The 25,170-nt window shown below is 46.8% G+C and carries 21 protein-coding genes; 16 read left to right on the forward strand and 5 right to left on the reverse strand.

Features of this window, described 5'->3' with window-relative positions; genetic code table 11:
• Nucleotides 1–10: 10 nt before the first annotated feature.
• The 4 genes from C1A10_RS16115 to C1A10_RS16130 form a co-directional block, all read right to left on the reverse strand.
• Entirely contained in the window at nt 11–940 is a 930-nt protein-coding gene (locus C1A10_RS16115; RefSeq protein WP_101911225.1) for a triose-phosphate isomerase, read from the reverse strand.
• A 41-nt stretch (nt 941–981) separates the two neighbouring features.
• The gene (locus C1A10_RS16120; RefSeq protein WP_101911226.1) at nt 982–2,142 is read right to left on the reverse strand and encodes a diphosphate--fructose-6-phosphate 1-phosphotransferase; all 1,161 of its coding nucleotides are present in this window, start codon (nt 2,140–2,142) and stop codon (nt 982–984) included.
• Between the two features lie 267 nt (nt 2,143–2,409).
• A complete protein-coding gene (locus C1A10_RS16125) occupies nt 2,410–2,817 on the reverse strand; it encodes a DUF3842 family protein (RefSeq protein WP_101911713.1) in 408 nt (135 codons plus the stop codon).
• An 87-nt stretch (nt 2,818–2,904) separates the two neighbouring features.
• On the reverse strand, nt 2,905–3,756 hold the full coding sequence (locus tag C1A10_RS16130) for a class II fructose-bisphosphate aldolase (protein ID WP_101911227.1): 852 nt from the start codon (nt 3,754–3,756) through the stop codon (nt 2,905–2,907).
• A gap of 220 nt (nt 3,757–3,976) precedes the next feature.
• On the opposite strand from C1A10_RS16130, the gene C1A10_RS16135 reads away from it, so the two are divergent.
• From C1A10_RS16135 to C1A10_RS16155, 5 genes are all read left to right on the forward strand, one after another.
• The gene (locus C1A10_RS16135) at nt 3,977–4,987 is read left to right on the forward strand and encodes a LacI family DNA-binding transcriptional regulator (protein ID WP_101911228.1); all 1,011 of its coding nucleotides are present in this window, start codon (nt 3,977–3,979) and stop codon (nt 4,985–4,987) included.
• A gap of 352 nt (nt 4,988–5,339) precedes the next feature.
• Nucleotides 5,340–6,698, forward strand: a complete 1,359-nt coding sequence (locus C1A10_RS16140) for an ABC transporter substrate-binding protein (RefSeq protein ID WP_180951186.1) — start codon at nt 5,340–5,342, stop codon at nt 6,696–6,698.
• Between the two features lie 76 nt (nt 6,699–6,774).
• Complete coding sequence (locus tag C1A10_RS16145; RefSeq protein ID WP_101911230.1) at nt 6,775–7,725, forward strand: carbohydrate ABC transporter permease; 951 nt, start codon at nt 6,775–6,777, stop codon at nt 7,723–7,725.
• Nucleotides 7,726–7,741: 16 nt separating this feature from the next.
• Nucleotides 7,742–8,605 (forward strand): carbohydrate ABC transporter permease, encoded by an 864-nt coding sequence (locus C1A10_RS16150; RefSeq protein WP_101911231.1) that lies wholly within the window; start codon nt 7,742–7,744, stop codon nt 8,603–8,605.
• Between the two features lie 108 nt (nt 8,606–8,713).
• The gene (locus C1A10_RS16155; protein WP_101911232.1) at nt 8,714–10,060 is read left to right on the forward strand and encodes an L-fucose/L-arabinose isomerase family protein; all 1,347 of its coding nucleotides are present in this window, start codon (nt 8,714–8,716) and stop codon (nt 10,058–10,060) included.
• A 94-nt stretch (nt 10,061–10,154) separates the two neighbouring features.
• Here C1A10_RS16155 and C1A10_RS16160 read toward each other — a convergent pair whose 3' ends face one another.
• Nucleotides 10,155–12,326, reverse strand: coding sequence for an AraC family transcriptional regulator (locus C1A10_RS16160; protein WP_145997753.1), 2,172 nt, complete (start codon nt 12,324–12,326; stop codon nt 10,155–10,157).
• Nucleotides 12,327–12,557: 231 nt separating this feature from the next.
• Here C1A10_RS16160 and C1A10_RS16165 point away from each other — a divergent pair, with 231 nt between their 5' ends.
• The 11 genes from C1A10_RS16165 (at nt 12,558) to C1A10_RS16215 (ending at nt 25,101) form a co-directional block, all read left to right on the forward strand.
• Complete coding sequence (locus C1A10_RS16165; RefSeq protein WP_180951187.1) at nt 12,558–13,877, forward strand: extracellular solute-binding protein; 1,320 nt, start codon at nt 12,558–12,560, stop codon at nt 13,875–13,877.
• A gap of 43 nt (nt 13,878–13,920) precedes the next feature.
• Nucleotides 13,921–14,883, forward strand: a complete 963-nt coding sequence (locus tag C1A10_RS16170; RefSeq protein WP_101911235.1) for a carbohydrate ABC transporter permease — start codon at nt 13,921–13,923, stop codon at nt 14,881–14,883.
• Nucleotides 14,884–14,885: 2 nt separating this feature from the next.
• Nucleotides 14,886–15,725 (forward strand): carbohydrate ABC transporter permease, encoded by an 840-nt coding sequence (locus C1A10_RS16175; protein WP_101911236.1) that lies wholly within the window; start codon nt 14,886–14,888, stop codon nt 15,723–15,725.
• A 670-nt stretch (nt 15,726–16,395) separates the two neighbouring features.
• Nucleotides 16,396–17,409, forward strand: a complete 1,014-nt coding sequence (locus C1A10_RS16180) for a LacI family DNA-binding transcriptional regulator (RefSeq protein ID WP_101911237.1) — start codon at nt 16,396–16,398, stop codon at nt 17,407–17,409.
• Between the two features lie 276 nt (nt 17,410–17,685).
• The gene (locus C1A10_RS16185) at nt 17,686–18,885 is read left to right on the forward strand and encodes a substrate-binding domain-containing protein (RefSeq protein ID WP_101911238.1); all 1,200 of its coding nucleotides are present in this window, start codon (nt 17,686–17,688) and stop codon (nt 18,883–18,885) included.
• Between the two features lie 130 nt (nt 18,886–19,015).
• Complete coding sequence (locus C1A10_RS16190; protein WP_101911239.1) at nt 19,016–20,554, forward strand: sugar ABC transporter ATP-binding protein; 1,539 nt, start codon at nt 19,016–19,018, stop codon at nt 20,552–20,554.
• Nucleotides 20,555–20,574: 20 nt separating this feature from the next.
• A complete protein-coding gene (locus C1A10_RS16195) occupies nt 20,575–21,564 on the forward strand; it encodes an ABC transporter permease (protein ID WP_101911240.1) in 990 nt (329 codons plus the stop codon).
• Nucleotides 21,565–21,577: 13 nt separating this feature from the next.
• Nucleotides 21,578–22,801 carry an S-methyl-5-thioribose kinase gene (mtnK, locus tag C1A10_RS16200; RefSeq protein WP_101911241.1) on the forward strand — a complete coding sequence of 408 codons (1,224 nt, stop codon included), beginning with the start codon at nt 21,578–21,580 and terminating at the stop codon, nt 22,799–22,801.
• A gap of 48 nt (nt 22,802–22,849) precedes the next feature.
• A complete protein-coding gene (mtnA, locus tag C1A10_RS16205) occupies nt 22,850–23,956 on the forward strand; it encodes an S-methyl-5-thioribose-1-phosphate isomerase (protein ID WP_341456931.1) in 1,107 nt (368 codons plus the stop codon).
• Between the two features lie 4 nt (nt 23,957–23,960).
• Nucleotides 23,961–24,404 carry an RbsD/FucU family protein gene (locus tag C1A10_RS16210; RefSeq protein WP_101911243.1) on the forward strand — a complete coding sequence of 148 codons (444 nt, stop codon included), beginning with the start codon at nt 23,961–23,963 and terminating at the stop codon, nt 24,402–24,404.
• 43 nt (nt 24,405–24,447) lie between these two features.
• Complete coding sequence (locus C1A10_RS16215; protein WP_101911244.1) at nt 24,448–25,101, forward strand: class II aldolase/adducin family protein; 654 nt, start codon at nt 24,448–24,450, stop codon at nt 25,099–25,101.
• Nucleotides 25,102–25,170 lie beyond the last annotated feature (69 nt).

Below are 25,170 nucleotides of genomic sequence, written 5' to 3' on the forward strand. Positions count from 1 at the left end.
TCTTAAACAGCTAAGCGCTGTATTGATCCATAATGGATTTAAGCTCGTTCACATAAAAACCGATCTCACCTGAAAAACGGGTAAGTGCAACTAACCCGCCATCAATGGTGTTAATGCCGGAAATCATTGCTGCGTTCTCTTCTTTGAGTCCTCCACCGTAAACAACCGGGATATCGAATCCGAATTGCGTCTTAACGATATCTTTCATCAAAGCGGAGACAAACTGAATATAATCCTTTCCGGGAGGAGTCTTACCGGGACCGATTGCCCAAATCGGTTCATATCCAATCACAATCGCTCTGTCCGGCAAAAATTTAGTGATGCCTTCCAGACCGCGCAATAATTGATCGGACAGTACCTTCTTAATACGAACTTGCTGTTCCTCAAAATCTCCGCCGCCCCGTTCTTCCGCGGTTTCGCCGATACAAAGCAGTACGTCCATGCCCTGCTGCATCGCGGAAAGCACCTCGCGATTGATGATACGGTCAACGGCCGATGAACATTTTTCGCGCGTCGATTGGTTTAGATTCCAGTCGGGCTGGTAGAAACCGATCACTTCCTGCTTATCGCGGCGTTCTTCAGAATGGCCGATGATCGACCAGCGGCAGCCTATCTGATAGGCGCTGGCGGCCGGCAGATTGGAAGTAAACGCACCAAAATTTTTGCCCGGAAGAACATTATCGCGGAAAACGCTTTGGCAGCCGATTTCAAGCCGGCCTCTCCTGTTTTCGGGATAAGACGCAAGGGCCTCCTGTGCTGGAATAATCAAAGCTTCAGGGATGAAATAAACGACATGAATATCTTGTAATAATCCAATGCCCAAATCTATGCTGTCCTGTATCACTTTTCGAATCCAATCTCCCGGATTGTCACAGGGGCAAACACCGCCTTTATCGCGCGGAACGTCAAACCGCTTTAAGTTAACAAATATACTTTTCAAATTCTCAACTCCTTTTAGCGTAACTTTTTCCAGCAATGCATTTATTGGTTAAACCAGGCAAACTCAAGTAAATCCCCGCCGATTAGAGGGCGGCACCACTCCTTGAATTTATCTGTAACTCCACTGCCGTCCTCTGCAATAAACTCCGCCGGTATGGGCCGCTCATGCAGCATGACCTCTTCAATCGGAATTTCAATTACCTGGATAGAATAGGGCGACGAACTGATGCGTTTAAATCCGATCATGACACCCGTTTTGCCCGAAAGAGCGGCTTTGCAGGCCTGCTCTCCTGCCAAAATAGCTTCTTTGCGGTCGACTGAGGATTGATACAAAACAGACGCCCTTCCCAGAATCCCCGGTTTTTCACTTCTGGCTTTGATTCCCAGCCGCTTAATAACCAGCTCCGCCAAATGAGCGCCTACATCTCCAAAATACGTTGATCTGCCGATTTGCATAATCGGGTCGACAATCGGGGAACCATCTGCCTTTTTTAGCCCTTCACTTGCAACGATGACGGCACAGCCATATTTGTTATACAAATCCCTGACATCCTGCAAATAGTTTTCTTCATCAAAAGCGATCTCCGGAAGATAAATCCGATGCGGCCCCGCTTCTACGTCTCCTTTTGACAGCGACGCGGCAGCGGTAATCCAGCCGGCATTTCTGCCCATAGCTTCAATAATACAGACATGAATCGGCATTGAGCGTACATCCTGCGAAATTTCCGCTGTAGCTTGCGCCAAAAATCGGGCTGCGCTGCCGTAACCGGGGCAATGGTCAGTGATAGCGATATCATTATCCACCGTCTTTGGAATGCCGATGACAAAAATATCCTTACCCTGCGCGGCTCGATATATCTTACCGCAGGTATCCATCGTACCGTTTCCGCCGTTAAAAAGCACATAGCGAATATGATGCTTTTTTATAATGGCAATCATTTTCTGATAATCTTCCGTTTCCAGATGGGTACGGGATGTCCCGATTGCCGTTGCGGGCGTTTGTTTCAGCAGTTCAAGTTCGTTCTGCGATACTGTGGAAAAATCGATAAATTTCTCAGCCAGCAGACCTGCCGTTCCGCCAAGCGCCCCGTATACTGTCCCAATTTCATGGTGTTTTCTCGCTTCCATAATAGAACCGTACAGCGAGCAATTGATCACAGTTGTCGGGCCGCCGCCGTGTACAATCAACATATTTCCTTTCATTCCGTCATCTCCTTTTATCAGCAGAGACCTTTCGGTATCTTTCAGCCATTTCATCTAACGACACACGTTCAACCAGCGGGGCTTTTCCAACTGAGCCGAATTCTACAATCAGCGTACCGACCACTTTTTAGTTTTCTTTCGTTTCATTCTGTCATAACAAATACAAAAATTATTTTCGGATAGTTTTCCTATGTAGCTTCTGTCGCATATCCCGCTTCTTGCTGAACAAAAACGATCGATGTTGCTCCATATAGCCAGCGGAAAAGGTTAATTGATCATGCCTTTGAGCTGCTCAACCGCATCTTGAACCAACCGGTTAACCGGCAGGCCTGGTACACCCGCGACAAAAGTATTGCAGTGGCTGACAGGAATCAGGACGCGCTTCGCGTTACTTTGCCCGGCGGCTACCGCCATGCGGGGCGTAATCTCGCCGAATAGGGAATCTGCAATCACAATGCCGATAGGGCCGACAATGATGTCTGCTTGGCGACAACCAACCACAACAGCATTTTCGCCCGTGGCGGCATTATCAGCGCCGGCTTTCAGCATAGCATTCGTTGCCACGCTGTTCGTGCCTATGGCGGTAATTTCCGCGCAAGGGAATGCCGGTTTTATCGCCAAGACTAGTTGTTTGCCAAGCCCGCCGCCCTGACCGTCGATGATTAGAATTTTTATGAAAAGCACCTCTCTTCTAAAAACAATGGAAAACGTTTTGAAACTAAAGCTTTCCAAGCGATAACCATACCCCGCAAGTAGAGAAGCTTATGCTTTCCCCTCAGAACCGGAAAGACGAATGATATTCTTTACATCTTCACACAGCGCGTTGCTCGCATACTGTGAAAGCTTCCACGAATGCCCTTGATGATCAAGATTCCTGAGTGCTTCTTCATAATGCTGTACATATTTGTAGCGGATTTCGGTGCCGAAATTGATTTTTGCTACCCCTAAACCGATTGCTTCTTTCACAATACCTTCGTCCATGCCTGTACACCCGTGCAGGACCAGTGGAATATCGGTAAATTTACGCACCTCGCGCAAAACATCTAATTTGATGTCAGGCTTGCCTTTATAATATCCATGTGCATTTCCGATGCCGATAGCCAGCGTATCGGGCGTGCACATGGATAAAAATTGTTTTACCTGTTCGGGGTCGGCAACATTTTTGTTTTCCTGCACAATCCCATTATCCAGCCGTTGCAGTTCACCAATCTCGGCCTCCACGGGAACTCCGAAGCACTGTGCAACCTCAACAACCTTTTGAGTAAGCGCGGCGTTTTCTTTAATCGGCATTGTGGAGCCGTCAATCATTACGGATGAAAAACCCAGTTTCAATGCTTCCATGCAGATAGGGAATCCATCTCCGTGGTCGAGGTGAATGGAAATGGGTACGGAAACCTTATTTGCACACCACTTTGCAACAGCTACAAACCAGTCATTTCCTGAGTATGCTCCGGTTGAAACATAATGCGCCAAAATGATCGGCGATTGCAGCTCATCTGCCGCCTTGCAGATGCTCATAATGATATCATAATTACCGCCCTGCGTATTAATAGCCGGTATAGCATAGCCTTCGCGTGCGGCTTTATGTATCTGGTCGAGATTGGTTGTTAACATGAAGAACACTCCTTAAATTACACTTTGGCACACTATTGGCTGAATACACTCGAGTGTATTGATAGTATACAACCTGATTTCTGATTCGTCAACACTGTTTTTTATAAAAATAGCCAGAACATAATTTCTTCACAAATTTACTTGTTTTATCATTTTACGGTTGACGCTTCATTCCAGGCATGTGTATAATGATGATAATCCAAACAGGGGAGGCGCTTATATGAATCAGAATAGAAGTACGCCGACGCGCAAAGACGTTGCACAGCTTGCCGGAGTATCAGAGACGATCGTTTCTTATGTGCTGAACAACAATCGGTATGTGGCACAGGAAAAGCGCATCCGGGTTTTGCAGGCGGTAAAGCAGTTGCATTATCACCCCAACACAGTTGCGCGTGCACTGAGGGGCAAAAAAAGCAATCATATTCTTTTTATTGCTGATAATATTTCCAACGAGCATTTCGGAAAAATCGTAGAAGAGATGGATCGTATTGCCTACGACAAAGGCTATTTGATTTCGCTCTTAGCGGATCGCAACGACAGCGAATTTGTAGCGCAGGTAAACAGTCGTTTGGTAGACGGCATTGTAATAAGCTCCACAGGATTTGAAGAAAAGTATGTGATGGATCTTATCCAATCGGAAGTGCCGATGGTACTGCTGATGAACCGTGAATATAACATGGTTGGCAATAAAGCAAGCAGAATTTATACCGGATTACAGCAAGGCGTAAAGGAATGTGTAAAACTCCTTGTTGAAAAGGGACGCCGGAACATTTTATACATTGACAGGGTAAGTCAGCATCATCGGTACAGCACAACAGACGACCTGCGCTATAATGGGTTTTGCACACAGATGGCAGAGTACGGCCTGCCTGTTTCTTCCGAGAATGTTATTTCCGGTTACCGTTCCGAAGAAGAATTATATGTTGGCTTGCAGAATCGTATCCACAATGGACTAAAGGTTGACGGTATCGTTGGACGCAACGACAATCTGGCTTGTGTCGCAATGGCCGCCGTAATGGCATGTGGGCTTAAAGTGCCGCAGGATATTTCTATCATAGGGTTTGACAATTCCCGCATGAGTAATTATGTGAAGCCCACTCTCACGAGCATGGAAATTGATCGGACTGGGATCGCGCGGGCAATTATTACGATGCTGGACGAAATGATTGCCGGGAATCCGCCGTCCGTACAAGCCTTTGACACAAAATTAATTGAGCGGGAAAGCACATAAGCAGCCGTTTTATTTTGAATATCATAAGATATACGGCATAAGCCGCGATAGAGTGTTTTATAAAAACGCTTTCTCTTACAAAAGCGATAAAAACAGGGCAATGCCCACAAAATACACTTAAGTTTAATGGAAATTTTCACAAATGCGCTAAAACTCCATTGACAGACGATTCCAGCATCGTTATAATTTAGAGTATACACACGAGTTTATTGCTACTTTTCAGGAAATTGCTTATTTTAAAACTGTAGTGGCGATTATTTGGAACGGATATACACACGAGTTTATTCGGCGTTCCGGTTTCAGAGCATCATTCGTCTTGACGATTGAAATTCATTAGATTATGGAGGAAACTATGAAAAAGTTACTTGCTTTCGTTCTTGCAACAGTCCTGGCATTTAGCATGGCCGCTTGTGGCGGAAACAGTGCGGCGTCCACGTCCACCTCGACCGCATCGTCTACATCGGCTTCAACTGGTACAGAGGGTGCATCGGCAGCCGAGCAGGAAAATGTAACGCTTCGCTTTTATAACTATGCGCTCTCTGAAACAGCAAAAGCTGACTGGTGGGAAAATACCATTAAAAACTTTGAGGCTGAAAACACTGGGATTGATATTGAAACAGTCACTGTTGACTATAACAGTATGATTTCTACTTTCACCAATGACCTCGCATCAGGCTTATCAGTGGATATGATCTATGGCGAAGTAAACTGGATTCCGGCACTTGTGGAAGGAGGGTTTATTCAGCGTCCGTCACAGGTAATTGATCCTGATTTTTACAACGGTTACTATGATTATGTTTTGAACCAATTCCAATATGATGGCGCTGTTTATGGTGTGCCTCATTACTACACCAATTCTGTTATTTTTGTAAATAAGGATTTGGTCGAAGCCGCCGGCCTTTCTATGGACCAATTTCCAACCACCCTTGATGGTTTAAAACAATGGATTGAACAGTTAAACGAATACTATAAGAATGATGACAGCATTTCAACCATATTTGGTCTGACAACTGCCGAGGTTCCGGCAACAGGCTCGAATATCAATGCGATCTATACTGCATTTGGCGGAACGCTTATCAATGAAGATGGAACGCTGGCGGATATAACTGCAGAACCCAACAAAACCGCAATGACCGAAACGCTTGACTTCTATAAATATCTGATCGGAAACGGTTACACGCAGGAAAATCAGAAGCTTAAGGATTACCGTGCAGCTTTTGGTGCAGGCAACGTGTGTATGTATGTTGACTCCTCATGGGGCTATGCACAGATTGGAGAAGTCGATCCCAACGCGGCAAACTTCACAGCCACAGCAGCGCTTCCCACAAGTATGGGTACAAACGGAAAGGGTTCCTCGCTTGTTGAGTCTCACTGCTTCCTCATTGGCGCTGATCTGTCCGATGCACAAAAGAAAGCTGTAAACCTCTTCGTTCAGTATTGCACCAGAACCGACACAATGCAGGAATATCTCAATAAAATCGGGTTGGCCTTTGTTGCACACGAAGGTATGGCAGACTGCCAGATCTCTCCGATTCTTGATGGTGCTGTAAAGGGTGTTGATAACGTTGTTTATCAGCCGCAGATTGCCCCGATTATCAGCGTGCAGCAGCAGTTAGCTACCACTGTTCTGAATTATACAGTAAATGGTATGAGCGCAGACGATGCGATCGCGGATTATATCAAACAAGCGGATTATTATATCAACCAATAAGCGCGGCTACTGATGATCTCAAAGAAGGGTGGGTGAACATCACCCACCCTTCTTTTTTCGGGGAAGGGGACAGGCAATGCATTCCAGTAAAACGAAAATTGCAGATACGCACAGGTTGGGATTTCTGAATCTGCATTCAAAAAAACAACAGGATATTTTATTTTGCGCAGTTTTATTGCTGCCGGCAATGATTCTCTGCGTTGCATTTATTATTATTCCGATCATTGACTCTGTCATAATGAGCTTTACTACATACAAAATTGGAAATCTTACCAATAATCAACCCGGTGAATGGAATAACTTTGCAAATTATATCAGATTGTGGAATTCCGGCAAGTTACAGTCCGCGACATCGATAACCGTTGCATTTGTAGGCATTACAGTTGCTCTGACTTTTGTGTTCAGCATGACATTGGCGCTGCTTTTAAACACAAAAATTGTCGGTGCACGTTTTCTGCGCAGCATTATGATGATTCCATGGGTAATCCCTACAGTAATTGCAGGTCTGCTTTGGTCATGGATTTACGCAAACCCCTATGGACTGCTGCAGTATCTTATCAGTATGTTCACTCATGGACAGGTGAATAATTTCGCTATTTTGAGCAATCAGGATACGGCTTTATGGGGAATCATCGTTGCTGCCTTATGGAAACAGATTCCGCTGATGACGCTGCTATTGTTGTCGGGCATGCAAAGTATTCCAGATGATATTTTGGAAGCGGCTAAAATCGATGGTGCCGGTTATTTTACGCGGCTGATCCATATCCTGATTCCCTATATGCGCAGCGTAATAGCAGTTACCGTGTCCATGTGTATCATTGAAAACTTTAAACAATACCCGCTGTTTGCAACGCTGACAAACGGAGGCCCTACCGGCGCAACAACTACGTTTGCCGTTCTTTCGTATGATGAAGCTTTCGTGAACTATAACTATGGGTCGGGTGCTGCCGTTACCACCGTGTGGCTGCTGCTCATGATTATTGTGGTGTTCATCTTCAATCGTATTTTTAAGAAAGACGACGCTTGAAGGAGAGGAATTAGCTATGAATACAACGAATCGGCTTTTTGCAAAGCGAAAAGCATTGTGCTTCAGCGGTGAATTTCTAAAGTATTTAGCGATACTTTTCATTTTCTTATTTCTGCTTTTCCCGGTATACTGGATGGTTGTTACTTCTTTAAAGATAAACACAGAATCTTATCGTATGGTGCCCACCTTATGGCCGCAAAACGTTTCTTTTGAAGGCTATCTCACCCTGCTGAAGGATGGGAAATTCTTTGTCTACTATAAAAACAATCTGATAATTTCAGCCTTGGCTGCGGCGATTATTTGTTTTATTTCTGTTTTTGCGGGATATGCGCTCAGCCGTTTCCATTTCAAGTGGAACAAAATTTTATTTGCCGCATTTGCATTTGCACAAATGATGCCTGTGATCAGCCGGTTGATTTCATTGTACACAATATTGCGAAAGCTGAACCTTACGGATACACATCTTGGCCTGGTTCTTGCCATCAGCGCAACGCAGGTGCCTTTTACGGTTTCTTTGATGGCGTCGTTTTTTGACGGAATACCAAGAGATCTGGAGGAGGCTGCGTCGGTAGATGGAAGCAAACGGCTGCAAACCTTATTCCGTATCATTATCCCCCTCGTCGTACCAGGCCTTTTGGCGGTAGGGGTTTATAGTTTCCTAATGACCTGGGATGATTATCTCCATGCAATTACCCTCATTCGTTCCCCTGAATTGTGGACGTTATCTCAGGGGTTGAAACTCACCTATCTGGGCGAAGTGAGTGACTGGCAATTAATTAATTCTGCGTCCACATTAGGTACAGTCCCAATGATATTTGTCTTCTTCTTTTTCCAAAAATATATGATCAAAGGGCTTGTTTCAGGAGCGGTGAAAGGGTAAAGGGTCTGCTGCGCCAGTGAATAAGGCAGATCGTTTCAATATGCATGGCATCCCAGCATATAGATGTTTTTGAATGGGTTGTACAAAAAGCTGAAAAGAGGATTGATTATGAATAAGCTGCTCAAGATTGGATTTATGGTAACAGTATCCGGGCGTTGGCCTCGTGATTTGCCGGAAAAACGGCTGAAAGAATATGGTGAGTGGGTAAATACACAGTTGGCGCATTCCAGTGTCCATAAATTCTCACGCTTAGTGAGTACAAAAGAAGACATGATGGAATGTATTGAGGACTTTAAAAAGAATGAAATAGACGTAGTGATTCTGGTATACGGTGCTTTTACCGGCGATGATATTTGCTGCGGCATCGCGGATGCACTGAAATGCCCGATCATTTTGTGGGCGCCGAGAGAAGAAAAATGGGAGCGCCAGGACCGCCTGTATGCAAATGCATTGTGCAGCGCCACAATGAACGGCGCAAGTCTGATGCGTATTCATGCGCGGTATCATATCGTATACGGCAATAAGGAAGAACCCCGTGTGGCAAAAGAGCTTAGCGATATGATCAGTGCTTATGCGGCTGCGAAAAATATGAATGGCCTTACCTTCGGCCTGTTTGGCTATCGTCCTACGGCGTTTTATAATTGCGCTTTTGATGAGGTCGTGATTCGGCGTACATTTGGCATCAACTTTGAAGAAACGGATCTCAAAGTCGTTTTTGATACCATGGCGGAATTGGACTGGTCAGATGTAGAAGCCGAGATGAAGAAAACAGCCGAAACGTGGGATACGGCAGCGCTTCCAGACGGCCATCTGGAAAACCATGCACGACTTTACCTTGCGCTTAAAAAGCTGTATCCGATGCAGGGTTATGACTATGCCGTAATCAAGTGCTGGCCTGAAATGGGAAACCTGCATACTACGCCGTGCGCGGTGCTCGGCCGTCTCGCGGATGAAGGCATAAACATCGGCTGCGAAGGCGATGTTGACGCAGGTCTGGCAGCCATCACACAGAATATCCTGACGGGTCTGCCCACTTTCATAACAGATTTGATCAACATTGACGAAGAAAATAATACGGTTTCCTTTTGGCATTGTGGAAATGCGGCGCCCAGTCTGCACAATGCTGCCGACGGAGTCACTATGTGCAACCATCCTTTGGCTGGACAAGGCACTGCCTTCTGGTGCGCTTTGAAACCGGGCCCGGTTACAGCAGCACGGTTTACCAATATAGACGGGCAGTATCGTCTGTTTGTTCTGCGCGGTATTGCGCAGCCGACAACCCGCAACACGCGCGGAGCCATGGTAAACGTGAAGGTCAACACGCCTGTTATGGAATTAGTATCCAAAATTGCTGAAAATGGGATGAGCCATCATTACAGTGTGGTATGGCAGGATATTGCCGATCAAATGACCGGCTTGGCAAAAGTACTGAATATTCCTGTAATTGAACTATAACAGCAGCTGATACATTTGCACTTCATTAATAAGCTCCCTTCTTATTGGACAGTGGAAAAAACAAAAACCACTGAAAAATGAGAAGGGAGCATTTTTATATACCGCAATGCGAAGATTGCTTCTGCTCCTGCCGGTATTGGCCGGGCGTCACACCTTCAGTGCTTTTAAATTTCCGCATAAAGTTTGTAAGGTCGTTGTATCCCGCTTTAGTTATAATCTCTTTAATGGGTAAATCGGTATCAATTAACTGCTGTTTAATATGACGGAACCTCAGCTGTGTGAGATAGGAAAGGAAAGGCCGCCCGGTTTCTTCTTTAAATACTTTGCTGATATAGGCATATGAAAGTCCAAATTCTGTTGCAAACCGATCCAAAGAAAGATCATTTTCTTTAAAATGCTCCTGCATATAGTTGATAAGGGCATATTTAATGCTGACCTGCTGCTGCTTCTTGGTTTCATTTTCAACATCAACCAGCCTTTGCAGGATGGTGCAAAGATGCTCTTTCAAAGCCTTCGTTGTGTCCCAACTGGACAACTGTGATATCTCCGTGGCTGAAAGAGGCTGATTGATAGATGCTGCAACTTTTACAACCATATTGATAATATCAAATCTCAGGCACTTCTGAATAAGCATTGATTGTTCCATGTTTTCGATTTTTTCCAAAACATGCAGTACAGAATGAATTGCTATTTCCGCATTACCGTTTTTGATGCTCTGCTCAATTAATGCCTGCTCCGCATACGGATATTGATAGCTTTTCTCGTCATTATGTTCTGGTTTTTCGCCGTAGAGGAAGCAACCATTTGTCTGAGGATTTAATTTTTCGCTCACTGAAACAACCGCTTCCACATAGGAGTTATCAATTTTAAACGCTGAATGATGAATACGCCCGCATCCTATTGAAAAGTTATGCAGATAGAGAGGCGTCAACGCATCATAAATAAGTTCCAAATAGCCAATGCGGTCTCCTTGCTCCCCGTTACAATTGATAATTGCCGCTATTCCGTTATTGTCCTGCAATTGTACCGGATAAAGTTGCGCACTTTCAAGTGCAGTATTTTTCAACTGCTCCATGATTTGTGCAAAAATAATGTCTGATATCGTTAGATCATAAAACATACAAAGAACAACAACAAAATCAGGATAAATAAAATGCAGATCGGCACAGGTCAAATTATAGTTTAACGTTTGTGAATCGTCATTTTCAATCGTGCCGCGCAGCAGACGCCGAAGCACCATTTCCTGCATTAAATTATTCCGGCTGCTCAATTCTGCGGAAATCATTGCGTTTTCCCTGTCGGCTTGTATCATACTGTTGTAATACGAGCGTACGAGAGACAGTGCCGTTAAAACGCTCAAGATCAGCATGATGACAACCAGAATGGTCAGCGTGGCAGCATTGCCTGCATTGCTTTTGTAAAAAATAGTTCGCGGGATAAAAACAGCATAATTTACCCCAGTATTACTGGAAACGCTGCGAAGCAAAATATACCGTTCTCCATTTATATCCAGACTCATGACGCCAGCCTGCACGTTACTTTGCATCAGCTTTTGCATTTGCGTTTCGCTGTATAGATGGGAGGCACTGTTATAAATTGTATTACCGTTGTTATCCATCACAAAAACACAAGCGTTCATATTAGGAAAATACTGTTGAATCATTTTCTCTGCGTAAGACCTCGAAATTAAAAAGCAGACGGTACTGCGCGGGTTTTCGGCAATTTCGGGAACCGGATAAAAGATTGCCGCGCAGTACCTTGTGGAATTGGTGTCATTGCTGATACCAACTAATCGTTTCGACGCAACGCTGTTAAGGCTGAGGTATAAATCAGCCTGTCCCAGCTCAGGTTCATAATCCTCGCTGACAATAAAGTCCTCGTAGGGAAAAAATTTTTGATTCGCATAAATGTTTTTCCCTCCGCGCAGATAAAAAAGCATGGAGACATCTGCTGGAAGATTACTTTCATAAGAACGCAGCAGACCAAAAATTTTTGTTGCCGTATATGTAGTAGGGTCAAAGCTTGCGGCATCCAACGAAACCAGCCGGTCATTTCCCGACATATGCAATGCCGTAGATTGCATCTTTGCACTGAACCAATCGATCTGGGCTCCGGCTTGTGTCAACTGCCCAAGCGCATCTTTTTGTGTAGAAGCGTAACGATTTGACACATCATTATATAATAACAGGATAGCCATGCACAGGATAGGAACAGAGAAAGCAATGAGATATCGCAAAAAATATTTTGCGCTTTTTTTGAATTTCACATCCGTCGTTCCTTTCTGATTTGGAATATGCGGATTTCTTATGATATTGCACTTTTTACGATGGGGCAAAAATTAGCATTATTTTAGTCAAACCCTCAAAATCGCATATTGCACAGCTCGCAAAGGATATGCTACAGTTTGGTTGCAAAGGACGGCTACTTTACTTTGCAGCAGAAATACACACGAGTGTCTATGCCTATTATAATTTATTTTTTAGGAGGATTCAACAAAATGAAAAAATTAATCGCATTATTGTTGACTTTGACGTTTTGTTTGCTTCTTGCGTCATGCGGAACCAAAACAGAGCCAGAGGCAACAGTTCCGCCGGAGGTCAATTCCGCGAGCACGGATTCGGAAGAACCGACAGAGCTTGTATTCTGGACCATGTGGGACGGTGGTGACGTTACTGTTGCCAGTTTGATCTTTGATGAGTACAACCAAACCCATCCAGATGTACACATTGATTTCCAGCAGCAGGATTTTAACCAGTTTGCTACCAAACTTAAAACCGGCATGATGAGCGGACAAGGTCCTGACTTTGCCATTTCCTACATTGGCGGTTTTGTAACCGGTTTGCAGGCTGACGATATGCTTGTGTCCATTAGCGGAGAAGCGGCGCGTCTGGGTGTAAATATTGATTTTGGCGGTTACACACCGGCCGCAATGGAGGCCGCAAAGGTGGACGGCGAATACTATGCGGTTCCCTGCGATAATTTGATCCGTGTTTTGATGTATAATAAAGAATTGCTTGCGGGAACCAGTGTGCTGAACGATGACGGCACTTTAAAGCTGGAGCCTGGATATGACAACTTCATGAACATGCTGGGGACCGCTGCCAAAGAAACAGGCATTGCGGATCCTCTGGCGCTTACCATGCGCCCGCCTCAGCTTGTGCTGGGCTGGCTCACAATGTATGAGCAACTCGGCGGGCATGACTTTATCGATCTTGAAAACCGCACCTGCGTTTTCGATGATGAGATTGCTGTGAAGGCGCTGACTGAATATCAGAAAATTTATGCAGATTACGTTCCGGAAAATCTCGCGCCACCCGCAGATCTGGATATGTTTAAGGCCGGCAAGCTTCCTTTCTATATTGACGGCTCCTGGAACGTAGCGGCTGCCGCAGATGCGCTTGGCGATGCGTTTGGCGTTACCACTTTCCCACAGCTGGGCGAGAAAAATGCACTTGTGACCACAAACCATGCATTCATTATTCCTAAAAATAGTGAAATGAGCGATGCAAAGACAAAAGCGATTCTTGAATTTATTAAATGGTGGGGCGAAAACAATTACAGATGGTCTGAGGCCGGTCATCTGCCCGCTTATATTCCATCTACCGAAACCGAGGAATTTAAGAACATGCCGTGGCCGCAGTACTACAAATCCACTTTAGGTGTGGCCGTGCCCATCTACACGATTCCTAATGCAAATCTGCATCAGATTGCAGAAGTAAGAGATCCCATCCAGCAGGGGATGCTGGGCACAATCACACAGGAAGAAGCGGTCAAACAGGTAAAAGATAATTTGAATCAGCTCCTGCCCAATTTGTAATAGGGACATCGGCTTATAACTTGCTCCGGGAACAACTTCCTGTATGGCGGTTGTTCCCGGTTTTTTATCAAAGGGAGGAGACAAAAAAGTGCAAAAATCGACAACTTTGCCGGTGGCAGGCCGCAGCAGGCACTTTTACAAAGTGAAAGACTCAGCCATTGGCTATTTGTTTTTGCTGCCGTTTTTATTTTTTTATGCTGTGTTTAGTTTATACCCGATGGTGCAGGGATTTGTTATTAGCTTTTTCAAGTGGAATATAACAGGCGCAAAAACCTTTGTTGGGATTGCCAATTACGCCAAACTGTTTCAGGATCCGGTTTTCTGGAAAGCCTTGACGAATACGCTCGTGTATGTCTTTGTCTCGACGCCAATCTTCATGTTGGGTTCTCTCATCTTAGCGTTGATTGTAGATAGTAAAATGCTTCGGGGTAAAACGTTCGTTCGCTCTACGTTTTTTCTTCCTAACATACTTGCCGTATCAATTACAGCTGTAATATGGCTGAATATTTTTCAGCCTTACACGGGGCTTATGAATGCGGCCACACACGCCTTGGGCGTTAAAAATGAAATATTCTGGCTTAGCAACCTCAGCCTTGTATGGCCTTCTATCATTCTGGTAACCTTTTGGTGGAACACAGGGTACTATATGCTCATCTATCTTGCGGGTCTGCAGGAGATCCCTGTCGAGCAGTACGAGGCTGCATCTATTGACGGAGCTACTGGATTTCAGCGTATTTGGCGTATTACCGTACCCTGCCTGAAGCGTACACATTTGCTTGTTCTTTTTCTTCAAGTAATTGCTTCCTTCAAAATATTTGGGCAGGTCTTTTTAATTACGGAAGGAGGCCCCGGCGGCGCAAGCCGGACGCTTCTACAGTACATTTACGAGACGGGATTTACAACTTTCCAAATGGGGCAGGCATCTGCCGCATCTTTTATCCTGCTGGCGATTATCCTTATTGTCTCCTTATTTCAACTTAAAATTATGAATAAGCAGGAGGACTGACAGTGGAAAAAACTAATAAAAAGTTTTATACGGAATGGCTGTTCAATCTGCTTACATATGGACTTTGCATCCTATGGCTTGTTCCGATTGTCTGGATGGCTGTTGTAACATTTAAGCCGGAATCGGTGGATGTTACAAAGGTATCAAACTGGTTTCAGCCTCCGTTTACGCTGGAGAATGTCAAAGCGGTCCTCAATCATCCACAGGCGGATGTATTTCGATGGATTGCGAACAGTGCCATTATTTCCACGATTACCACATGTGGAGTTTTGCTGATATGCACTCTTGCCGCTTTTGCATTTTCACGCATTTCATTTCGAGGAAAAAATATTTTGTTTATAGTTATCATGGCGGGGATGATGATTCCGCGTGAGGCTACACTTGTGCCACTTTACACACTATTCCAAAGTACAGGTATGCTAAACACAAGATTTTCCCTCATTGCGCCTTCTCTTGCTGCGCCGTTTGCTATTATAATACTTAAAAACTTCTTTGACGGATTACCTAATGCGCTTTTTGAAGCGGCCCAAATTGATGGCTGTGGCTGGTTTCGCACATGTTTTGGAATTGCAGCACCGCTATCAAAATCTGCCTTATCATCTTTGGCTATTCTCGTTTTCATGCAGAGCTGGAATGACTTTTTGTGGCCGTTTATTTCGATTACTAAACCAGAACTGGTAACAATCCCTGTCGGGCTTCCGGTTTTCCGTTCACAATATCTTACCGGTATGGGGTTAACTATGGCGGCAGGTGCACTGCTTGCTGCTCCTATTATACTTGTTTTTATTGTTTTTCAAAAGAATATTGTGAAGGGAATTGCTTCTGCAGGCATCAAAGGCTAACAAGTAGCACTAAAACAATTAGTAAAGGCACGCTTGTAGTTGTTTCGCAGAAGCTATTAATAATATCATTTAATCCCAATGAACGATGAACGAAGCAGTCAACGATTAAAGCTTAAACGCAGGGAAAGGATGGACCGATCGGTCTGATTCGCAATCCTGTCTACTATGTGTCCTGCAAAAATACCAAGAAGCTTCTGTTTCTCAAACCAGTCTACACTTTCAGCCTCATCTTGGCCAACCGCTATGGTAGATTTGTGAATGGCTCTGCAAAAATGATAAAAGAATTTGGATCGACAAATACAATAGATACGAAGAAAGTGCGTTTTCAGGATATGGAAACGCACTTTTTAGGTACGATTCGCTTTTTCCAGACCACCGAAACAAGGGCGAAAAGAAACGCTCACCGACCTGCAAAAAATACTGTTTATGTATATCCCCAGAAAATTTTTCCTCCTTGCCCGATAAGAAATCACGATTGATAAGGGCAGATTTTTTTATTATTTTTCAGACACTACTCCAGATTTTACGCCACAATGTGAAAAAGAATGAAAGAGGCTATTGACATGTTGACTATAATTTTACATAATGATATAGTTTAAATGCGATTAGTAAATAGACGTTTTTCGTTTAGTTTCGTTTAACAAACAAGGAAAAGCACGGGGGAAAGGATATGACGATAAGAGAGCTGGCCAAATTGATCGACGTTTCACCGGCTACGATTTCGATCGTTTTGAACAGGAAAAAGGGTGTCAGTGAAGAAACCCGCAAAAGGGTGCTTGAAGCGATAGAAACTCATCACTATATGCCGTCGGTTCAAAAAGTCGGCAAAACAAAAAGCGTGCTTTTGATGAAATACTGCAAAAGCGGTATGTTCGTGGAAGAAAACCAGGGTTTTATTTCTATGATCATCGATTCTATTGAGGAGCAACTGCGCATGGAGCATCTCGGTATGACCATGATGGTGGCAAAAACCGAGCTGAAAGCAGCCTTGAATGCGATCGATTACAGCAAATACTGCGGTATGATCGTCATTGCGACCGAGATCATGGAGGATAGTTACAGTGTGCTGCAAAGTATTCCCATCCCGTTCGTTGTAGTGGACAATACGGTGCCTAATTACGGGTACAACAGCGTTTGTATGAACAATTACGAAAATGTCTGGATGGCGCTGCAATATTGCCGGGAATGCGGCCATACCGAGATTGGCTATCTGGGAAGTATCTCCGACACCGAGAACTTCAAAGCGCGTTGCAAGGCATTCCGGATGTATGTCCCGGAATTCGGATTCCACTTTGATGAAAAATGGGAATTTCGTGTCACCCCAACGATGCTGGGCGCACATGACGATTTTATGAGCATCCTGGAAAAGAAGCCGGAACTGCCCTCCTGCTTTTTTGCGGAGAATGATACCATTGCCCTCGGCGTAATGAAGGCAATGAAGGAGGAGGGGTATAAGATTCCGCGCGATATTTCAATTATTGGGTTTGATGATATTCCCTATGCTTCCATCAGCTCACCGACGCTCACAACGGTACATGTGCAGCGGAACATCATGGGCAAGCAGTCGGTGTTCCAGCTGTTGCAGCTGATGGCGGACCCAAGGTTCAACCCGATAAAAACACGAATCACCGGCCGCCTTATGGTGCGCGACAGCGTAAAAGATCTGCGAAACAGCGAAAATTGAATACCATAAGTTTTAAGATAGCCTAAATCGCTTTTAAGCGATTTAGGCTATCTTCTTTTTGTTTAATAAACATAAAGCTTAATGATGAATTATGTTATTTGTAAAAAAGTGCTCATAGCAATGGACAAATCTACCAAAAAATCAAAAATCATCTGGCTAAAACGGTGAAATAAACTAAATCTTATTGACAAGTTAAGGAAATAGTCGTATTGTTTACCAAACGGAACCTATATGTTCCAACGATTGTTTAATAAACAAAGGAGGAAAAGACGTTTTATGAGGAATTTTAAAAGGATTATCAGCCTGATTATTGTGGCGGCCATGGCGGTCTCGATGCTAACTGCCTGCGGCGGCACCACCGCGTCGCCCGCACCCGCATCCGCACCCTCAACATCTTCACAGGGCAGCTCCGCCCCGGCGGCCCCCACTGCTTCTGCGGATAACCCGGTACAAGGCAAGAAGGTAGCCTACATTATGCTGCTTCCTTCGGCAACCATCTTCCAGATGTGGAAGGATTCCTGCGCAAAGCTGTGTGATTCGCTTGGCGTTCAGTTTGACTTCTTCTTCTGCGATGGCGACTTCAATAAGTGGCAGGATACCATCCGTACTTGTGCATCCGCAGGGTACGACGGTTTGCTGGTCAGCCACGGCAACCAGGATGGTTCCTATGTCTTCCTGAAAGAGATCACGGAACAGTACCCCGACCTGAAGATCGCCACGTTTGATACCCAGTTCTATACTGACGGCGCGTACCAGAAGATTCCCGGCATAACCCAGATGTTCCAGCAGGATCAATCTCTTGTCACCGTTCTGCTGGACCAGATGGTCGAAAAATATGGCGAAGGTGTTCGCCTCATCAAGGTTTGGAGAGGCCCGAACTACAACAGCCCGTTCGATCGCCGCGAAGTAGGCTGGCAAGAGTATGAAAAGGCCGGCAAGATCAAAACTGTCGGAGAGATCCAGCCGCTGCAGGATTCTGTAGATTCTGCCAATACCGTTACTGCGGCTTATCTGCAAAGCGTCAAGCGCGAAGATGTGGACGGCATCATTGCCTACTATGATATGTATGGTCAGGGCGTTTACAATGCGATCATCGAAAATGACAATTTCAACGGCAAAAATGGTGAAGCCCTGCCGATGGCCTCCGTTGATATCGATCCGGTTGACGTAACCAATATGCAGACCAATCCCGAGATCTGGTCCGCGGCAGGCACCACTGACTGGACCATGAACGGCCAGATTGGAATGCGCATTCTGCTGCTGGAGCTGGCTGGCGAGTATGACAAAATCTACGACCCCGCGACAGGTAAGACCGGTGTGGATGTCGTTGAAGTTCCCGGCACTGCCGTTAAAGCAACCGATCTTAAACCGGATTCTACGGTGGAGAACCTCGGAGATGTGGCGGGAGAAACCTATGGAAACCTCGATTATCTGTCCGAAGCGGCATGGATGCCGAAAGAACTGCTTTACAAATAAGGGAAAGGTATAAAAGCAGAGCTTGCTTTTGACGTCAGGATCCAAGGGAATGTGTCTGACACAGGAAACGTCGGGTTTTGCTCCGACGTTTCCTTTTTTAGAACTGACTTTAACTGAAAAGAGGAACTCTATGGACCGAATTAAACTTGAGACGAGGCATATCTCGATAGAATTTCCCGGTGTCAAAGCGCTCGACGACATCAATTTTTCAGTATCAACCGGAGAGATACGCGCAGTCGTCGGAGCCAACGGCGCCGGAAAATCTACTTTGATGAAGGTGCTGGCGGGTGCAAACCCATCCTATACCGGCGAAGTGCTGCTGAACGGTGAAAAAGTCCAACTGAGGACGCCGGTCGATGCAAAAAAGCTTGGGATCCAGATAGTCTATCAAGAAGTGGATACCGCGCTGTATCCTACCTTATCCGTTGCAGAAAACATTGTTCAGAACGATATGCTCATGGGTACAAGCGGATACATTGTAGACTGGAGAAAGGTTTATAAGCAGGGGCGGTCGGCGCTGGACAAATTGCATATCAGCCGCGAGCAGATCGACGAGCACGCACTGGTCCAGAACCTGTCTTTGGCGCAAAAGCAGATGGTGCTTATCGCCAAGGCGCTGCAGGCGCGGTGCAGCTTTTTGATTCTGGATGAACCGACTGCACCGCTGAGCAATACCGAAACCGAAGAGCTGTTCAGGGTTGTCCGTTATTTGCACAAGACGGAGAATATCGCAATTCTTTTCATCTCACACCGCCTGTACGAGATACTGGAGATCTGCGAAAACTATACGGTTATGCGTAATGGTAAGCTGATCGGCAGTGCGCCGGTCATCCCGGAGACGACGACCAAAGAGATCGTGGAAAAGATGCTGGGCCGCAAGTTTGAAGAGAACTTCCCGAAAGAGAAGTGCAACATAGAGGATACGCTGTTTGAGGTGGAGCATCTGTCCGGTGCGGATGGCAAGGTGAAAGACGTTTCGCTGTACGTTAGGAGAGGTGAGATCGTCGGTATCGCCGGTCTGGTCGGCGCGGGGAAATCCGAACTTTGCAAAACGATTTTCGGCGCTTATAAAAAGACTCACGGCAGACTGATGATGAAAGGCAAAGTGTTGAGGATCGCAAGCCCATCCGACGCCGTGAAACAGCGTATGGCCCTGGTGCCGGAAGAGCGCCGCAAAGAGGGCGTGCTGGTCAACGAAAACGTCAGCTTCAACCTGTCTGTCAACTGCCTGTCAAAGTTCTGCATCGCTTCTTTTATTAATAACAGGCGGGTAAACGAGAACGCCAGAGCCTATGTGGCGGACTTGGGGATCACAACCCCGTCCATCAGGCAGATGGTCCGCAACCTTTCGGGCGGGAACCAGCAGAAGGTGGCCGTGGGCAAATGGCTCGCGTCAGATTGCGACCTCTACATCTTCGACGAACCGACCAAGGGCGTCGACGTCGGCGCAAAGCAGGATATTTTCCATTTGATCAATGAGATCGCAAAGCAGGGGAACGGTGTGATCTATGCTTCCTGCGAAAATTCAGAGCTTTTATCCCTGACGGATCGAATGTATGTGATGTACAACGGAGCAGTAATGGCGGAATTGGAAACCGCAAAAACAACAGAAGACGAGATCATGAACTATTCTGTTGGCGGTAGGGTCGATCAGTGCCTGAATGTATAAACGGGAGGAATAGGGTAGTTATGATTAAGCAAAAAAATTCAATACAGAGTGTGACAAAATTTCTGGTAAACTGGGCGGCAGTTTTGTCCCTCATCGCCTGCTTTATCGCATTCTCGGCCATCAAGGGCAGTGCCTTCATGTCAGGCAGCAATATGGTCAATATTTTACGGGCAATGGCAATCAATACCGTGTTTGGCATTGCGGCTACCATGACCATGGCACCGGACGGCTTTGATATGTCCGCCGGCACGCTGGCAAGCTGCTCTGCGTATGTATTCGTGTCCTCCTACCTCTGGTTTGGGCAGTCGCTGGGCATGTCCATCATCATCTGCATCCTGGTCACGTTGCTGATGTACCAGCTCACGATGTTCTTAATTCTGATCTGCAAGATTCCCGACATGCTGGCGACCTGCGCGCTGATGTTCGTACATCAGGGCCTGGGCCAGTGGTATATCGGCGGCGGCGCGGTTTCTACCGGTATGAAGGCCCCCTGGGGCGCGGCCCCGGTGCGTACCACCCTGTCAGATTCCTTTTCCGCCGTCGGCCGCGCGCCTTGGATTATCATCATCATGCTGGGCTGTGTGCTGGTGGCGTATCTGTTTTTGAACTTTACCAAGCACGGCCGGTACCTGTATGCTATGGGCGGAAACCGTGAGGCGGCCAAACTCTCCGGTATCAATGTTAAAAAGTATCGTTATCTGGCCGGCATGCTTACAGCTGTATTCATTGCCATCGGTGGCATTCTGGTCGCATCCCGCGGCAGCTCGGCCCAGGTTATGTGCTGTGACAACTACCTGATGCCTTCTCTGGCGGCGGTCTTTGTCGGCCGTACTGTGGGCGGCGCGGAAAAACCCAACGCGCTCGGCACCATGATCGGCTCGATGCTGGTTTCTACTCTGGAGAACGGCCTTACCATCTGTGCCGTGCCGTTCTATGTATTGCCCGCAGTGAAAGGTGCAGTGCTGGCGCTTGCGCTGGTCGCAGCTTATGCATCCAAAAAAGAGAATTGAGGAGGAATGAACGATGTCCCGCTTTGATCATTATTTTCAGATGAATGTATGCGACGTGATTGAATATACGCTTGAAAAAGTCAGGGAGATTGATTGGGACCTCGGTTCGATGGAAGCGATCGTGCCGAAATCTCACGGCAACCTGAACTATGTCTACCGGGTCTGGGATGGAAAGGGCCATTCCATCTATATCAAACAGGCGGGTACCGAGACCCGAATCTCCAAGGATATGAAGCCGTCTACCGACCGCAACCGTCTGGAGTCCGAAATTATCATGTTGGAAGACAAATTTGCGCCCGGCATGGTGCCCCATATTTACTTCTTTGATACTGTCATGTGCGCCTGCGGCATGGAGGACTGCTCAGATTATGTCGTGATGCGCGACGCTATGTTACAGCATGAGATCTTTCCGCGGTTTGCGGATGACATTTCCACTTTTATGGTTGAGACTCTGCTGCTGAGCAGCGATGTGGTGATGGATCACAAGGAGAAAAAAGAGCTGATCCGCAAATTTATTTCTCCGGACCTTTGCGATATCACCGAAAAGCTGGTTTTAATGGAGCCGTACAACGACCTGAATCACCGCAACAATGTATTTGCACCCAATGCGGATTTTGTAAAAAAAGAGCTCTACTCCGACGAGAAGCTGCATCTTGAGGTGGCAAAGCTGAAATTCAAATTTATGACCGAGGCGCAGGCGCTGATGCACGGCGACCTGCATACCGGCTCCATCTTTATCCGGCAGGATGCCACCAAGGTGTTTGATTCCGAGTTTGGCACCTATGCACCGATGGGCTATGACGTGGGCAACGTGGTGGCCAACCTGATCTTTGCCTATGACAATGGCCTTGCGGCGGGTGCGGCGGCGTTTTGCGACTGGATTCTGAAGACCATCGAAAAGACGATCGATCTTTTTATCGGGAAATTCAGCGAGCGGTTCGACGAAGCCGTCACCGAACCGATGGCAAAGGTTCCGGGGTTCAAAGAGTGGTATCTGGAAGGCATCCTCAACGACACCGCCGGTTACGCCGGGACCGAGCTGCACCGCAGAACGGTGGGCATGGCAAACGTCGTGGATGTCACCACGATCGCCGACGAGAAGAAACGCCTGCTGGCAGAACGGATCAACATCTTTGCGGGAAAAGACTACATCATGCATCAAAGTTCCTTCCGCACGGGCGCTGATTTTACTGCGGCGGTGAAAAAGGCGAAAGAAGCGGCAGAAAGGACGCTTTGACCTTTGCTGCGGCAGGTGACAGGGTCCAATATCAAACGAAGGGGATAGATGATTATGACGGTGGATGATTTTTTCGACAAGGTCATTACGGTTCGTATGGCACAAGATAAAAGCGCGGTGGACATTATAGACCAGACGCTGCTGCCCGGCACGATCAAAAGGATCGAAATCCGGACGAAAGAGGAGGTCTGGGATGCGATCAAAAAGCTGAAAGTACGCGGCGCACCTGCTATCGGCGTTGCCGCCGCTTACGGTATCGCGCTGCTGGCTTCGCAGATCGATGAAAACAGCTACGATGCGTTTTATGCAAAATTCCGGGAGCTGAAAGACTATCTCGCGTCGTCGAGGCCGACAGCGGTCAACCTGTTTTGGGCGCTGAACCGCATGGAGGATACTGTCCAGAGAAACCAGAACAAAACAATTCCAGAGATCAAGGAGATTCTGTTTGTTGAGGTAGAAAAAATCCGCGAAGAAGACGTGCAGATCAGCAGGAACATCGGCGAGATCGGCTTTAGGCTTTTGAAAGAGCTGAAAAAAGACGGTCGCGAGATTGGTATTCTGACCCACTGCAATGCAGGCACGCTGGCAACGGCAAAGTACGGCACGGCGACCGCCCCGATGTACCTTGCGCTCGAAAAGGGCTGGGCCGGCACCGATATGCATGTCTACTGCGACGAGACGAGACCGCTTTTGCAGGGGGCCAGACTGACCTCGTTTGAACTGTACAATGCCGGCATCACCACCACCCTGCAGTGTGACAATATGGCCTCCATTTTAATGAAATCGAAAAAAATTGACATCATCTTTGTCGGTTGTGACCGGGTTGCGAAAAACGGCGATGCCGCCAACAAGATCGGCACCAGCGGCGTTGCTATTCTTGCAAAGCACTACGGCATCCCGTTCTATGTCTGCGCGCCCAGTTCTACCATTGACCTTGCGACTCCGACCGGCGAGGAGATTCCAATTGAGATGCGCGACCCCGACGAAGTGACTGAGATGTGGTATAAAGAGCGCATGGCGCCAAAAGGCATCGGGGTTTTTAACCCGGCTTTTGATGTGACGGATCATTCCCTGATCACCGGCATCATTACGGAAAAGGGCATGTGCCACTCACCGTTCGACCAGGCGTTTGCAGCCCTTGGCATCGGGAGGTGAGCGCATGCTGAAAGGAATTCCGGCCTGTGTTTCTCCGGAGCTGCTGAAGGTACTGCACGAGATGGGCCACGGGGACACCATCGTGATCGGCGACGCCAATTTTCCCGCAGCCGCGATGGCCGAAGCGAAAAACCATGTCAACATCCGCTGTGACGGCCATCGCGCGACAGAAATGCTGGAAGGCATTTTGCAGCTGCTTCCACTGGATGAATTTGTGCCCCGGCCGGTTACCATTATGGATAAGATGGAAATGCACCGCGACCTTGACTGTCCGGTATGGGACGAATTCAAAGATATTGTGGCAAAGTATGATACGCGCGGAGCGGATGCGGTGGGCTTTCTGGATCGGTTCGCATTTTACGAAGCGGCCAAAGATGCCTATGCAGTGGTATCCACTACGGAAACGGCTTTCTATGCCTGCATTATTCTGAGAAAAGGCTGCCTTTGACCTTGTATTGAAATGACGGCCGATCATAAAAAGGAGACAAATTATGCTTGAAGAGTTGAAAAAACAAGTCGTGCGGGTGGCCAAAGAAGCGGACCGGCTTGGTATGTGCAAACATAAATCCGGCAATTTCAGCATCTATGACCCCGCCACCGGCTATGTGGTTGTCACACCCAGCGGCGTGGCAAGAGAAGTACTTACTCCTGAACATATCTGCGTGATGGACCTCGATGCCAACGTCATCAAATGGAATCAAATAAACAAACCCTCCAGCGAAACACTGATGCACCTTTCGATCTACCGGGAGCGGAAAGATGTAAGGGCTGTGGTGCATACCCATGCACGCTATTCCACGGCGTTTGCAGTCCTGAACAAGTCGATCCCTCCTATCGTATACGAATTTTCCTACATCGGAAAATGCGGCACGATCCCCGTTGCGCCGTATGGCCGGCCGGGCACTGCGGATCTTGCGGAAAAGGTGGCAAAAACCTTGAAAAATACCGATTGCTGCCTGATGGAAAGCCACGGCGCGATCGCCGTCGGTGACGATATTGACGACGCCTTTATCAAGGCTCAATACATAGAAGAGGTAGCAGAGCTGTACTACATTGCGCTTGCTGTCCGCAATGGGCAGGAACCGCCGATCCTTGCGGAGGAAGAGTTGGCAAAGTGGGCTTATCCGAAAGAAATCAAGTTTTAAGCGTCCCGGGTCAGGCGGCGGTACCGCGCAGCATCTGCTGCACAGGGTCCGGCGGCCTGTATCCCCAAA

The sequence above is a fragment of the Marasmitruncus massiliensis genome (genome assembly GCF_900186535.1).
In the GTDB taxonomy this organism is placed as follows: Bacteria; Bacillota; Clostridia; order Oscillospirales; family Ruminococcaceae; genus Anaerotruncus; species Anaerotruncus massiliensis_A.

Excerpts from the sequence above, each read along its gene's own strand:
- C1A10_RS16120 (WP_101911226.1), bottom strand. The coding sequence starts at position 2,142 with ATGAAAGGAAATATGTTGATTGTACACGGCGGCGGCCCGACAACTGTG.
- C1A10_RS16130 (WP_101911227.1), bottom strand. The coding sequence starts at position 3,756 with ATGTTAACAACCAATCTCGACCAGATACATAAAGCCGCACGCGAAGGC.
- C1A10_RS16135 (WP_101911228.1), top strand. The coding sequence starts at position 3,977 with ATGAATCAGAATAGAAGTACGCCGACGCGCAAAGACGTTGCACAGCTT.
- C1A10_RS16140 (WP_180951186.1), top strand. The coding sequence starts at position 5,340 with ATGAAAAAGTTACTTGCTTTCGTTCTTGCAACAGTCCTGGCATTTAGC.
- C1A10_RS16145 (WP_101911230.1), top strand. The coding sequence starts at position 6,775 with ATGCATTCCAGTAAAACGAAAATTGCAGATACGCACAGGTTGGGATTT.
- C1A10_RS16150 (WP_101911231.1), top strand. The coding sequence starts at position 7,742 with ATGAATACAACGAATCGGCTTTTTGCAAAGCGAAAAGCATTGTGCTTC.
- C1A10_RS16155 (WP_101911232.1), top strand. The coding sequence starts at position 8,714 with ATGAATAAGCTGCTCAAGATTGGATTTATGGTAACAGTATCCGGGCGT.
- C1A10_RS16165 (WP_180951187.1), top strand. The coding sequence starts at position 12,558 with ATGAAAAAATTAATCGCATTATTGTTGACTTTGACGTTTTGTTTGCTT.
- C1A10_RS16170 (WP_101911235.1), top strand. The coding sequence starts at position 13,921 with ATGGCGGTTGTTCCCGGTTTTTTATCAAAGGGAGGAGACAAAAAAGTG.
- C1A10_RS16180 (WP_101911237.1), top strand. The coding sequence starts at position 16,396 with ATGACGATAAGAGAGCTGGCCAAATTGATCGACGTTTCACCGGCTACG.
- C1A10_RS16185 (WP_101911238.1), top strand. The coding sequence starts at position 17,686 with ATGAGGAATTTTAAAAGGATTATCAGCCTGATTATTGTGGCGGCCATG.
- C1A10_RS16190 (WP_101911239.1), top strand. The coding sequence starts at position 19,016 with ATGGACCGAATTAAACTTGAGACGAGGCATATCTCGATAGAATTTCCC.
- C1A10_RS16195 (WP_101911240.1), top strand. The coding sequence starts at position 20,575 with ATGATTAAGCAAAAAAATTCAATACAGAGTGTGACAAAATTTCTGGTA.
- mtnK (WP_101911241.1), top strand. The coding sequence starts at position 21,578 with ATGTCCCGCTTTGATCATTATTTTCAGATGAATGTATGCGACGTGATT.
- mtnA (WP_341456931.1), top strand. The coding sequence starts at position 22,850 with ATGATTATGACGGTGGATGATTTTTTCGACAAGGTCATTACGGTTCGT.
- C1A10_RS16210 (WP_101911243.1), top strand. The coding sequence starts at position 23,961 with ATGCTGAAAGGAATTCCGGCCTGTGTTTCTCCGGAGCTGCTGAAGGTA.
- C1A10_RS16215 (WP_101911244.1), top strand. The coding sequence starts at position 24,448 with ATGCTTGAAGAGTTGAAAAAACAAGTCGTGCGGGTGGCCAAAGAAGCG.